The 12,438-nt window shown below is 66.0% G+C and carries 13 protein-coding genes; 6 read left to right on the top strand and 7 right to left on the bottom strand.

The features are described 5' to 3' along the window. Positions 1–169: 169 nt before the first annotated feature. From ACVWYP_RS40235 to hemP, 4 genes are read right to left on the bottom strand one after another with little or no spacing between them, the layout of a single operon-like run. The gene (locus ACVWYP_RS40235; protein ID WP_304497148.1) at positions 170–961 is read right to left on the bottom strand and encodes a heme ABC transporter ATP-binding protein; all 792 of its coding nucleotides are present in this window, start codon (positions 959–961) and stop codon (positions 170–172) included. Further along, positions 958–2,058: a FecCD family ABC transporter permease gene (locus tag ACVWYP_RS40230; RefSeq protein ID WP_304497147.1), complete on the bottom strand. Its 1,101-nt coding sequence runs from the start codon at positions 2,056–2,058 to the stop codon at positions 958–960. Before ACVWYP_RS40230 ends, ACVWYP_RS40235 begins: the two co-directional genes overlap by 4 nt. Beyond that, entirely contained in the window at positions 2,055–3,005 is a 951-nt protein-coding gene (locus ACVWYP_RS40225) for a heme/hemin ABC transporter substrate-binding protein (RefSeq protein WP_304497146.1), read from the bottom strand. Before ACVWYP_RS40225 ends, ACVWYP_RS40230 begins: the two co-directional genes overlap by 4 nt. 8 nt (positions 3,006–3,013) lie before the next feature. Further along, complete coding sequence (gene hemP, locus ACVWYP_RS40220; RefSeq protein ID WP_016840569.1) at positions 3,014–3,220, bottom strand: hemin uptake protein HemP; 207 nt, start codon at positions 3,218–3,220, stop codon at positions 3,014–3,016. Between the two features lie 250 nt (positions 3,221–3,470). Here hemP and ACVWYP_RS40215 point away from each other — a divergent pair, with 250 nt between their 5' ends. The 6 genes from ACVWYP_RS40215 (at position 3,471) to ACVWYP_RS40190 (ending at position 8,885) form a co-directional block, all read left to right on the top strand. Next, on the top strand, positions 3,471–5,816 hold the full coding sequence (locus ACVWYP_RS40215) for a TonB-dependent hemoglobin/transferrin/lactoferrin family receptor (protein ID WP_304497145.1): 2,346 nt from the start codon (positions 3,471–3,473) through the stop codon (positions 5,814–5,816). Between the two features lie 135 nt (positions 5,817–5,951). Beyond that, a complete protein-coding gene (locus ACVWYP_RS40210) occupies positions 5,952–6,284 on the top strand; it encodes an antibiotic biosynthesis monooxygenase family protein (protein ID WP_021080657.1) in 333 nt (110 codons plus the stop codon). Then, entirely contained in the window at positions 6,281–6,805 is a 525-nt protein-coding gene (hutX, locus tag ACVWYP_RS40205; protein WP_304497144.1) for a heme utilization cystosolic carrier protein HutX, read from the top strand. The genes ACVWYP_RS40210 and hutX overlap by 4 nt, the downstream gene beginning before the upstream one ends. A gap of 58 nt (positions 6,806–6,863) precedes the next feature. After that, the gene (exbB, locus tag ACVWYP_RS40200) at positions 6,864–7,616 is read left to right on the top strand and encodes a tonB-system energizer ExbB (protein WP_304500398.1); all 753 of its coding nucleotides are present in this window, start codon (positions 6,864–6,866) and stop codon (positions 7,614–7,616) included. A 3-nt stretch (positions 7,617–7,619) separates the two neighbouring features. Then, the gene (gene exbD / locus ACVWYP_RS40195; RefSeq protein WP_304497143.1) at positions 7,620–8,060 is read left to right on the top strand and encodes a TonB system transport protein ExbD; all 441 of its coding nucleotides are present in this window, start codon (positions 7,620–7,622) and stop codon (positions 8,058–8,060) included. 3 nt (positions 8,061–8,063) lie between these two features. Next, positions 8,064–8,885, top strand: coding sequence for an energy transducer TonB family protein (locus ACVWYP_RS40190; protein WP_304497142.1), 822 nt, complete (start codon positions 8,064–8,066; stop codon positions 8,883–8,885). Between the two features lie 178 nt (positions 8,886–9,063). Here the strand turns inward: ACVWYP_RS40190 and ACVWYP_RS40185 are convergent, their stop codons facing one another. The 3 genes from ACVWYP_RS40185 to ACVWYP_RS40175 form a co-directional block, all read right to left on the bottom strand. Further along, positions 9,064–9,906, bottom strand: a complete 843-nt coding sequence (locus ACVWYP_RS40185) for a carbohydrate ABC transporter permease (RefSeq protein ID WP_016840579.1) — start codon at positions 9,904–9,906, stop codon at positions 9,064–9,066. Between the two features lie 46 nt (positions 9,907–9,952). Further along, positions 9,953–10,909 (bottom strand): carbohydrate ABC transporter permease, encoded by a 957-nt coding sequence (locus ACVWYP_RS40180; RefSeq protein ID WP_026193343.1) that lies wholly within the window; start codon positions 10,907–10,909, stop codon positions 9,953–9,955. A gap of 128 nt (positions 10,910–11,037) precedes the next feature. After that, positions 11,038–12,384 carry an ABC transporter substrate-binding protein gene (locus ACVWYP_RS40175; protein ID WP_016840581.1) on the bottom strand — a complete coding sequence of 449 codons (1,347 nt, stop codon included), beginning with the start codon at positions 12,382–12,384 and terminating at the stop codon, positions 11,038–11,040. Between the last annotated feature and the right edge of the window lie 54 nt (positions 12,385–12,438).

The raw sequence follows: 12,438 nt of genomic DNA, 5'->3' as shown, positions 1-12,438 counted from the left end.
GTTTTGTGAACCGCGGATGTTGCGGCGGGATAAGGCTTGCGGCGTTACGTCGCCTCTCACTCGCAATCCTCATCCTGAGGAGGCCGCGCAGCGGCCGTCTCGAAGGATGCAAGCGACAGCCGGGCCTCGTGGTTCGAGACGCGCGTACCGCGCTCCTCACCACGAGGGTCTAAACGGGCCGCATGGTTTGCGGCAGCAGGAACGGCACGCCGTTTCCGGTGTAGGCGATCGCGGCGTCGATCTCGAAGATCTCGCGTAGCGTCTCGGTCTTCATCGCCGCCGTGCGGTCGCCGTCGACGGCAAGCCGGCCGCGGTGCAGCAGCAGGATGCGGTCGGCGAACCGCATCGCGAGGTTGAGGTCGTGCAGGATCGCGATCACGGCGGTGCCGCGCGCGGCGCGCCGCCGGGCCGTTTCGACCAGGTCGATCTGGTGCCGCAGATCGAGGCTCGAGGTCGGCTCGTCCAGCAGCAACAGTCCGGGTCCATGCAGCGCTTCGCCGCAGGCGAGCTGCACCAGCACGCGGGCGAAATGCGCCCGCTGCTGCTCGCCGCCCGACAGCGTCGGCAATTGCCTGAAACGGAAACGCGCGAGCCCGACCTCGTCGAGCGCCGCCTCGACCAGCGCCCGCGCCACGGCACGCGGGCTTTCGCCGGCGCCCATGCTGACGATTTCCTCGACGGTGAACGGGAAGCTGACGTTGACGTGCTGCGACAGCATCGCGCGGTGCTGCGCCAGCGCGCGTGGTCCGTAAGTTTGCAGGTCGCGCTGCCTGAGCCTGATCGCCCCGCGCGACGGACGCAGGTCGCCCGACAGCATCCGCAGCAGGGTCGATTTGCCGGCGCCGTTGGGACCGACGATCGCGACCATCTCGCCGGCACCGATCTGCAGCGACACCGCATCGACCAGCGTCGTGCCGCCGACCGTCATGGTTGCCGACTGCGCTTCGAGCAGGGCCGTCACAGCGACACCAGCCCGCGCTGCCGCAGCAGCATGGCGAGGAAGAACGGCGCGCCGATCGCCGCCGTCAGGATGCCGATCGGCATTTCCGCGGGCGCCACGATGGTGCGCGCCACCGTGTCGGCGCCGACCAGGAGGATGGCACCGAGCAGTGCGGACGCCGGCAGCAGCAGCCGATGCGCGGGGCCGATCACCAGCCGCAACACATGCGGCACCACGATGCCGACGAAACCGACCACGCCGCAGACCGAGACCGCGACCCCGGTCATCGCCGACACCAGCACGATCGAGATCCGCTTCAACCGTTCGACGTCGACGCCGCTGTGGAACGCCTCGGCCTCGCCGAGCACCAGCACGTCGAGCCCGCGCGCGATCGAGAGGCAGGCGACCAGCGCGACCGCCAGCACCGGCGCCAGCGCCGTGAGCTTGCTCCAGGTCGCGCCGCTGAGCGAGCCGAGCAGCCAGAAGGTGATGTCGCGCAGCTGGCGGTCGTCGGCGACGAACACCAGGAGCCCGATGCCGGCATTGGCGATCGCGGCGATCGCAAGCCCGGCCAGCAGGAAGATCGCAATCGATGTCCGGCCGCCGCGGCTGGCGATGCCGTAAAGCACGATGGTCGTGATCAGCGAGCCGGCAAAGGCCGCGATCGGCAGCAACTGGTGTTGCAGGAAGCGCAGGCTTTCGCCGAGATGGCTGTCGGTGAACACGATCGCGGCTGCCGCGGCAAACGCGCCGCCGGAGGAGACGCCGACCAGCGCGGGGTCGGCGAGGGGATTGCGGAACAGGCCCTGCATGATCGCGCCTGATACGGCAAGCAGTCCACCGACCATCGCCGCCGCTGCGATCCGCGGGATGCGGATCGACCACACCACGAGCTGGTCGCGTGCGAGCGGCGGGTTGGCGGCACTATCAGCCCATAGCCCAAGCGCTGCCGGAAGCCGCGCCATTGGAATGCCGGCGGCCCCGACCGTCAGGGCGACCAGCGCGGTCGCTGCGAGCGCCGCAAGCAGGCAGAGCAGGGTGAGTGTCGCGGCCGGCCGCAGCGACATGCCGGCGCGCCGTTGTTTCGCACGCCCGCGGCCTTCGGCCAGCACGCTCATTGCCGGCAATTCGCGGTCAGCGCTGCCGGCTTGAAGCTGCCGGCCTCCGGCGCCAGCGCCGGATAGAGCTTGACCGAGAGGTCGCGTGCCGCGGCCGCGGTGCGCGGTCCGAAGCCGAGCAGATATAGCCCTTCCATCGAGATGAAGGCCTTGTTGGTCGCGACCGGCGTCAGCGCGAAGGCGGGATGCGCGAACACGGCATCAGCGGTCAGCGAATCCTTGCCGCGATCGATCGACAGCACGACATCCGGTTTCGCCGCCACGATGGCCTCGTCATTGACCGGCTTGTAGCCGTCGTAACCGTCGATGGCGTTGAGGCCGCCGGCAAGCCGGATGATCTCGTCCCCGGCGGTCTTGTGGCCCGCCGCCATCGCCCGGCCATTCAAGAGCGACATCACGAACATCACGCGCACCGGCTTCGTCACTTTGGCGCGCAGCGCGCGCAGTTGCGCGAGATCGCTTTCGACCGCCGTGGCCAGGCAGGCAGCGCGCGGATCTGCGCCCATGGCGTGGCCCACCAACCTGATCTTCTCGACCAGCCCGGCCTCCGAGAACGTCTCCGGCACCAGCACCAGCGGCACCTTGGCCGCCTCGAGCACGTCCATGGTCTCCTTCGGCCCGGAGCCCTGCACTGCGAGCACCAGCGACGGGTGCAGGCCGAGCACGCCCTCCGGCGACAGCTGGCGCATGTAGCCGACGTCGGGCTTCTCGCGCAGCGCCGCCGGAGGGTAGAGGCTGGTCGCATCGACGCCGGCGATGCGGTCCTCGAAGCCGAGAGCATAGAGGATCTCGGTGATCGCGCCGCCGATCGAGACGATCCGCGACGGGTTATCGATCACGACGTCGCGGTCGCGTGCGTCATGCACGGTGATGCCCTCGGCCATCACGGCTTCGATCGGCAGCAGACAGAAGAAGGCGAGCAAAGCGAGCGTGCGACAAATTGTCATCGGGGCCGTCACTTGGTCAGGATCAGCTTGTTCTGCGAGGTCAGCCGCAACCGGTAATGTTCTTCGCCGTGCATGATGATGATCTCGCGCTCCGCCGCGAACAGGTCGCGACTGTCGAGACGATTTCCGCGCATGATCAGCGTTTTGGCCGCGCCGGATGCAGGCTCGGTCTGCTTTCCGGCTGCGCCGATATTGTCTCCGGAAGCTGCGGACATATTGTGGTGCTGCGCCTGCGAAAATTTTCAAATGGTGTTTGCTTGTATAAGCGGGCGAGAGCGCATTCCAACGGCCGCACTTTACAATCGATATAAACAGCGCCGCCGCATTCTTGACCGTTTTGTTGCCGGCTCGTAACCAATCCTCACGCGATGCAAGCGGTGGCTTGATCGCGATGTAGCCAGCAAGCCGCTCTCAGAGAGCGCAAGCCAGCCAAACCAGAAAAGCGATGATCAGGCTGGGGCTAGAATGGCTGACGGGGCTAGGGTTTCGCGCGCCCTGATTTTGGGCGCGTCGGTGTTTTCATTTGCTGCGGCACTGCCGGAGCGCGGGTTCGCGCAGACCGCCGATCCGTCGGCTGCGCGTCCTTCGACCGAGCGGCCGAAGCAGGCCAAGCGGAAGCCGAAGCCGGCGGCCGAAGCTCAGGCGGCGCCGGCGGCGATGAACGCGCGGGCGCAGATCGGCGCGGTGCCGGTGCAATCGCTCGACACCATCACGGCGGTGGCTTCCAAGACCGAGGAGCGCGCGATCGATGCGCTGGCGCCGGTCAGCTCCGTCACCCTGGAGAAGATCCAGGGCCTGCAGCCGAACCGGCTCTCGGACATATTCTACAACGTGCCCGGTGTCTCGGTTCAGGAGCGCGGCGACGATCCGGCGACCGTCATCAATATCCGCGGCTTGCAGGATTTCGGCCGTGTCGCTGTTGTCGTCGACGGCGCGCGGCAGAACTATCAGCGCACCGGTCACAACGCCAACGGCTCGTTCTTCCTCGATCCCGAATTGATCGGCGGTGTCGACGTGGTGCGCGGCCCGACCGCGAACATCTACGGCTCCGGCGCGATCGGCGGTGTGGTTTCGTTCCGCACCAAGGACATCGACGACGTGGTGCGTCCCGGCGAGCGCTGGGGTGTCGACATGTCGGGCTCCTATGGCACCAACACGGACCGCGGCATGGGCTCGGTGTTCGGCGGCGTGCGCGTCGATCCGAATGTCGATGTGTTCGGCGGCGCGGTCTATCGCACCCAGGGCAATTACAAGGACGGCGCGGGCACCGAGATCGGCAACACGGGCAACGATATCGCGGCCGGCCTGATGAAGGTGACGTTCCGCCCGGCCGAAGGCCACGAATTCAAGATCGGCGGCATCTTCCAGGACTACCAGTACAATATCGGTCAGCCGAACCGCGGCCCGACCACGACGGCGGCGCCGCTCGCCGCCATCGCGGGCTCCTCGGTCTACGCCTCCGACGCGAAGAACTACACGGGAACCTTGAGCTGGCGATATTCCAAGCCCGACGACATGCTGTTCGACTGGAACATCTCGGTCTACGGCAACCGTACCGACAACGACCAGGTCAAGACCTACAACAACCGCATCACCACCGGCGGCGGGGTCTGCACGCTAGCCAATCCCGGCAACAACATTTCCGGCTGCGTCGGCGACAAGCGCGGCTATTTGCTGGATACGGTTGGTGTCGACGTCAACAACACCTCGCGCTTCAATTTCGGCGACTGGCGCAACGCCGTGACCTACGGCTTCGACGCCTTCCGCGACGATGTCGAGACCTTCGATTCGCGCGGCAATTCCAACATCACGACGCCGGGCGGCCAGCGCACCGTGTCCGGCGGCTTCGTGCAGCTGAAGCAGAACTATTCGACCTGGCTCGAGCTGATCAGCGCTGTCCGCTACGACCATTACGAGCTCAATTCGATCAACACCACGACCAGCGGCGACCGGCTGTCGCCGAAGATCACGCTCGGCGTCACGCCGGTTGCCGGCTTCACGCCCTATGTCAGCTATGCCGAAGGCTATCGCGCGCCGTCGATCACCGAGACCCTGATCGCGGGCGGCCACGCCACCGGCGGCGGACCGGCGCTGTTCAACTGCCCCGACGGCACCAGCGGCCTGTTCTGCTTCCTGCCCAACGCGGCGCTGCGGCCGGAGATCGGCAAGAACAAGGAAGCCGGCATCAATCTGAAATATGACGGCATCTTTACCGCGAGCGACTCGTTCCGCGGCAAGATCAACGTGTTCCGCAACGACGTCGACGGCTATATCGATCTCGTCGCGTCGACGCCGACCCTGACGCCGTTCGGGCGGTTCAGCCAGTTCTACCAGTACCAGAACCTCGCCCACGCCCGCATCGAGGGCTTCGAGCTCGAAACGATGTACGATGCGGGCGACTGGTTCGTTGGCGTCGCCGGCCATCTGATGCGCGGCCGGAACACCCAGACCAATGTCGGCCTCGCCACCATCACGCCGCGCAAGGTGACGACGACGGGCGGCGTGCGCCTGCTCGACCGTTCGCTGATCATTGCCGCGCAATGGTCCTCGTTCGGCGCCAACAACGATTTGCCGGCGGGCTATCTGCCCTCGACCGGCTACGAGCTCGTCAACCTCTATCTGACCTGGAACGCCACCAAGGACATCACCTTCACGGCGTCGGTCGACAACCTCTTGAACCAGTACTACCGGCCTTATGCGATCCCGGGCTCCTCGACCGACGGCACGACGCAGAACGACGTGCTGTTCTCGAGCCCCGGTCCGGGCACCGTCTACAAGGCCGGACTCAGGATTCACCTAGGTGGAGCGTAACGCGAGACGCCGATCATTCCATCCAGGTTGCTCCGGCCGCGCTGGTGCCCCCAGCGCGGCTTTGGCGCGTTCATGTTATTAACGAGATCAACCGGCAGGATCCAGGCATCCGCCGTCAAACAGGAGAGAGTTTTCATGTTCATCGCAATGAACCGGTTCCAGGTGATCAAGGGCAAGGAGCAGGCGTTCGAGACGGTCTGGAAGACGCGCGAATCCTATCTCGGCGATCTGCCGGGCTTCATCGAGTTTCATCTGGTGAAGGGGCCCGAGGCCGAGGACCACACGCTCTATGCGACCCACACCGTCTGGGCCAGCAAGGCGGCGTTCGAGGACTGGACCAAATCCGATGCGTTCCGCCGCGCGCATTCGCGCGCCGGCAACGAGACCGGCGGCAGCCTCTATCTCGGCCATCCCAAATTCGAGGGCTTTGAGGTGCTGATCACCGAGCGCGCGAAGAGCCCGGCATGACGGAGGCGGCCGTGCAGAACGCGGAGCTAGCGGGATTGAAGGCCTATATGGCCGACAATCCCGGCGCGGTCATCGAGGATGTTGCGCGCGAGCGCAAGGTGACGCCGCGCGCGGTGCTCGAGGTGCTCCCCGAGGGCATGGTGCGGATCGGCCCCGGCGAATTTGCTGCCGCGATGCAGGACATCGCGGAGTGGGGCGAGGTGACGCTGATCGTGCACACCGATGATGCGATCTTCGAGTTCACCGGCGCCATTCCGAACGGCGAGGTCGGCCGCGGCTATTTCAACCTGATGCAGCCGAAGGGCCTGCACGGCCACCTCAGGCACGAGCGCTGCGCGACGATCGCCTTCGTCGAGCGGCCTTTCATGGGCAAGGTGTCGGCGTTCATCGCCTTCATCAATCGCGACGGCGGCATCATGTTCAAGGTGTTCGTCGGCCGCGACGAGACGCGCGCGCTGCGCGGTGATCAGCTGGTGCGCTTTCATGCGCTGGCGGACCGCCTCGCGCCGCAGGCGGGCTGACACCAACGAAGGACGGGAGGCGATCATGTCGCAGCGTTGGCTTGGGCAAAGCATCTGGATGGCGGCGTCGGCCGGGCTCGGCATGCTGCCGGGCGCGAGCCTTGCCGCCGCCGACGCCGCACTGCTGCCGCGCAACCTCTCGCCCTGGGGCATGTTCGAAAGCGCCGACATCGTCGTGAAGGCGGTGATGATCGGCCTCGCCTTCGCCTCGCTCGTCACCTGGACGGTCTGGCTCGCCAAGACCGTCGAGATCCGCCGCAAGACCGCGCTCGCCCGGCAGCGGATTGGCCTGCTCGAGCGTGACACCCAGCTCGCCGAGGTCGAGCAGGCGAGCCGCGACGGCGACGATGCGGTGGCGCAGATCGTGCAATCGGCCTCGCGCGAGGCTGCGCTGTCCGGCGGGATGTTCGACGACGGCTTCAAGGAGCGCATCGCGCTGCGGCTGGAGCGGGTCCAGGCGGCGACGTCGCGGCAGATCGCGCGCGGCACCGGTGTGCTGGCGACGATCGGCGCGACCGCGCCGTTCGTCGGCCTGTTCGGTACGGTGTGGGGCATCATGAATGCCTTCATCGGCATCTCCGAGGCCCACACCACCAATCTCGCGGTGGTTGCGCCCGGCATCGCCGAGGCGCTGCTCGCGACCGCGCTCGGCCTGGTCGCTGCGATTCCGGCGGTCGTGATCTACAATCACCTGACCCGTTCGATCGCGTCCTACCGCGCATTGCTCGGCGACGCCTCCGTCATGGTGATGCTGCTGGTCAGCCGCGAGGGCGATCGCAGCCTGTTCCGGCTGGCACGCGCTGCGGAGTAGCAGATGGGCGTCAAGCTCGGTTCTGGCGGCGCGTTCAGGCGTCGCGGCGATGACGATCTGGTCGAGGCGCACGAGATCAACGTCACGCCGTTCATCGACGTGATGCTGGTGCTGCTCATCATCTTCATGGTGGCGGCGCCGCTCGCGACCGTCGATCTCCGCGTCGATCTGCCGGCCTCGACCGCCGAGCCGCAGCCGCGGCCGGACAAGCCGGTGTTCGTCACCGTGAAGCCTGATCTCTCCGTCGCGGTCGGCGAGGACGTGATCGCGCGCGAGACGCTGACGTCGACGCTTGATAACGCCACGCAAGGCAGGAAGGACGAGCGCATCTTCCTGCGCGCCGACAAAGCGGTCAGCTATGGCGATCTGATGGAGGTGATGAACCTGCTGCGCAACGCCGGCTATCTCAAGATCGCGCTGGTCGGCCTCGACGGGCGTAGCTGATCCATGAATGCGTACGCGCTTCATGATGCGGGCGGCGAGATCTGGCTAAGACGCTGGGGCCTGTCGGCGGCAGCGATGCTGACTGCGCATGCGGCGCTGCTCGCGCTCGGGATGACGTGGGTCTCGGCACCGCCGCCGGGCGTCGCCGTGCCGGCGGTGCTGGTCGACCTGACGCCGATCACCTCGGCGCCGGAGATTTCGGAGACCGAGCTGCCGCCGGGCCCGGCGATGCAGGAAGCCGACGCGTCGCCACCGGAGCCTGCCGCCGCGCAGCCCGTGCAGCAGGAGATCGCGCCGACGCCGATGCAGGAGAAGCCCGACGTCGTCGCGCCGCCGGAACAGAAGCAGCAGATCACGCCGCCGACACCCGAGCCCGCGAAAGTCGTTCCGGAGAGGAAGCCCGAACCGGTCAAGCCGAAGGTGGTTCGTCGGGAAGCAAAGAGGCCGTCCGAGGCAACCCCGGCACCGCGCACCAGCGCGCCGAGCCGTGCCGAACGGCAGGCGCCGGCTGCGTCCGCGATCAGCGCCGGTGCAGCGGCGTCAGCGATCGCGGCCTATAACGCACGCGTCCGCGCGCATCTGTTGCGCTTCCATTCTTATCCCGCAGGCGGCAACGGCCAGCGCGGCGTGGTCCGCCTGGTGTTCACGCTCGGCCGCGGCGGACAGGTGCTGTCGAGCCATCTCGGCGGCTCGTCCGGCAATCCGACCTTCGACGCGCGGGCGCTGGCGATGGTGCGCCAGGCCCAGCCGTTTCCGGCGTTTCCGTCCGAGATCACGCGGGGCTCGATGGGTTTCTCCGTGCCGGTCGCGTTCGTGCCGCGGTAGGGCGCGACCTCATTGATGGAGGCCGCACATGCATTCCCGTCATCCTGAGGTGCGAGCGGAGCGAGCCTCGAAGGATGAATCGGCCACCGGCGGGGCCGTGCATCCTTCGAGGCTCGCCGAAGTGGCTCGCACCTCAGGATGACGGAGATAGAGCGAATTGTGCGTCCCTGTGCCCCCGCTACTCCTTCACCGCCCCCGTCAGCGACGACACGTAGTAGTCGACGAACAGCGAGTAGAACAGCGCGACCGGCAGTGAGCCGAGCAGCGAGCCTGCCATCAGCGCGCCCCACTGGTAGACGTCGCCGGTGACGAGCTCGGTCAGGATCGCGACCGGCACCGTCTTGTTGGCGCCGCTCTGGATGAAGGCGAGCGCGTAGATGAACTCGTTCCAGGACAGCGTGAAGGAGAAGATGCCGGCCGAGATCAGGCCGGGCACCGCGAGCGGCAGCGTGATCCGCCACAGGATCTGCAACCGCGTCGCGCCGTCGACCAGCGCGCATTCCTCGAGCTCGTAGGGGATCGACTTGAAATAGCCGATCAGGAGCCAGGTGCAGAACGGCACCAGGAAGGTCGGATAGACCAGGATCAGCGCCAGCGGCGAGTCGAACAGCCCGAACTGCACGATCACGGTGGCAAGCGGAATGAACAGGATCGACGGCGGCACCAGATAGGCGAGGTAGATGCCGAGGCCGACATAGGGACTGCCGCGGAAGCGCAGCCGCTCGATCGCGTAGGCGGCGAGCGTCGAGGCGAACAGCGACAGGAAGGTCGAGCCGATCGCGACCAGCATGGTGGTCTTCAGCCAGCGCGGATAGGCCGTGTCGAACAACAAATGCTTGATATGCGCGAGCGTCGGCGAGGTGATCCAGAACGGATTGTGCTCCTTGTAGTTCAGCAGCTCCGCGTTCGGTTTGAACGAGGTGACCGCCATCCAGTAGAACGGGAACAGCAGGATCAGGATGAAGCAGGCGAGCGGTAGATAGATCATCACCACGCGGCGGGCGCGGGAATCCCACGCCATCGTATCGGGCGTGGCGCTGGAGACGTTGGAGGATTGGGCTGCAACGTCAGTCATTGGCTTCTCCCTGCTGCCATTTGCGGCGCGCGAGGCCGAAGTAGCTGAACAATGTTGCGAACACCAGGAACGGGATCATCGAGACGGCGATCGCGGCACCCTCGCCGAGTTCGCCGCCGGCGATGCCGCGCTGGAACGCCAGTGTCGCGAGCAGATGGGTCGAGTTGACCGGGCCGCCGCGGGTGATGGCGTAGACCAGCTGGAAGTCGGTGAAGGTGAAGATGATCGAGAACGTCATCACGATCGCCAGGATCGGCATCATCATCGGGAAGGTGATGTAACGGAAGCGCTGCCAGGAGGTGGCGCCGTCGAGCATCGCCGCCTCATAGAGCGAGGGCGAGATGGTCTGCAGCCCCGCCAGCAGCGAGATCGCGACGAACGGGATGCCGCGCCAGATATTGGCGGCGATCAGCGAGAACCGCGCCGGCCAGGGCGAGCCGAGGAAGTCGACATTGCTGTCGCGCCAGTGCAGCACGTCGACCAGGAGGTAGGAGATGATCGAGAACTGCGGATCGTAGATCCACCAGAACGCCAGCGCGGAGAGCACCGTCGGCACGATCCACGGCAGCAGCACGATGGCGCGGATCAGGCTCTTGAACGGGAAATGGTTGTTGAGCAGCAGCGCCAGCCAGAAGCCGAGCGCGAACTTTCCGAAGGTTGCGATCGCGGTGTAGAAGATCGAATAGAACACCGCGTTCCACCACAAGGGATCCTTGAGCAGATACTGGAAGTTCTCAAGTCCGATGTAGATGCCGCGCTGGCCGATCGTGGTGTCGGTGAAAGCGAGCCAGATGCCGAGGCCCAGCGGATAGGTGAGGAACACCAGCAGCAGGCCGATCGCGGGCGCAAGGCACATCACGATCAGGAACGGCTTGTAGTCGAACAGGCGCGCGAGCCAGCCCGGCTGGTGCAGCGCCGCGCCGCGTGAGGGGAGGGTGGTGACAGACATCAGGTTCTTGTCTCGGTCCGACTTCCAGGGTCATTCCGGGATGGTGCGTTAGCACCAGACCCGGAATCTCGAGATTCCGGGTTCGATGCAACGCATCGCCCCGGAATGACAGCGGCTTGAGGTAGATCTTACCGGCCTTGCCGCCGGAAGTACCGCTTGGCGCGCTGTTCGGCTTCGGCGGCTGCGGCTTCGGGCGTTGCGGCGTCGGTCGCCACCGAGGCGCACATCTGCACCAGCACATAGTCGGCGTTGACGGCGCCGGTCGCGGTCGAGATCGGCCCCTTGTAGCCGTTGTAGTACGGGCTCCTCATCGTGTCCTTGAAGATCGCGACCTTGGGGTCGCTCGACCATACCGCGGCGTCGGCATAGGCCGCCAGCGGCTGTGACCAGTAGCCGGAGTTGGCGTTGAGCCACGGCTCGTACTGTTCGTGCTCGAGCATGAACTGCAGGAATGCCTTCGCCGCGTTGGGATACTTGCTGTGCTTGAACACCATTGCGTTCAAGGTCAGGCCGGACATCGGAGAGGTGGGGGCCAGCCCCTTGATCAGGAACTGATGGGCGGTGTCGTCGGCGATCGCCTTGGTCGCGGGATCGTTCTTCAGCGAGAAATACAGCGAGACGCCGTTTGCGGTCAGGCCGATCTCCTGCGACGAGTAGGCGCGGTTGTTGGAAACGTCGTTCCAGGACGGCGTGCCGGCAATGAAGGTCGGATAGAGCTCCTTCAGATATTTCAGCGCCGCGATCGTCTCCTTGCTGTTGATGATGATGTTGCCTTCCTCATCGAGCAGCGCGGCATTGTGCGACCACAACAGCCAGTTGGCGAAGCCGTTGCCGTCGCCGACCGCGTTGCCGAGTGCGAAGCCCGCGGGCTTGCCGGCCGCCTTCAGCTTCTTGCAGAGTTCGAGGAAGCCGGCGTGGTCCTCCGGCACCTTGTCGAAGCCGGCGGCGTTGACCAGCGACTTGCGGTAGACCAGCGGGCCGCCCGAGGCGCCGAACGGCAGGCCGACCCAGCTCTTCGACTTCGAGCGCATGCCGTATCGGCGCGCCAGCGTGAGCCATCCGCCATAGCGCTTGTCGAGATAGTCGGCGACATCGGTCAGCTCGATCAGCTTGTCGATATAGATGTGCGGCGCGTCGCCGAAGCCGATGATGATGTCGGGGCCGGCGCCGGAGTTCGAGGTCACGGCGGTCTGCTGGTTGATGTCCTCCCAGCCGACGAAGTCGACCTTGATGTCGACACCGGTCTTGTCGGTGAATTTCTTGGCATTGGCGCGGAACACGTCCTCGTCGGCCTGGACGAAGCGCACCGGCCGCAGCATGCGCAAGGTGGCGTCCTTTTCGATCGGCAGCGACGGCGCCGCCACGTCGGCAGCCTTCACCTTCGATGCCTCCTGCGCCGAAGCGCCGGTGACCGCCAGCGCCGCCGCGGAAGCCCCCAGCACCAGCGCGTCGCGACGCGTGATCTCGTACTTCATGTCGTTCGCACTCCCGTTCTTATTGTTTCGTTGTTGTTTTTCCTTCCCGGCGTT

The organism is Bradyrhizobium sp. USDA 3262, assembly GCF_054060035.1.
This window is presented reverse-complemented; position numbering and strand designations above follow the sequence as displayed.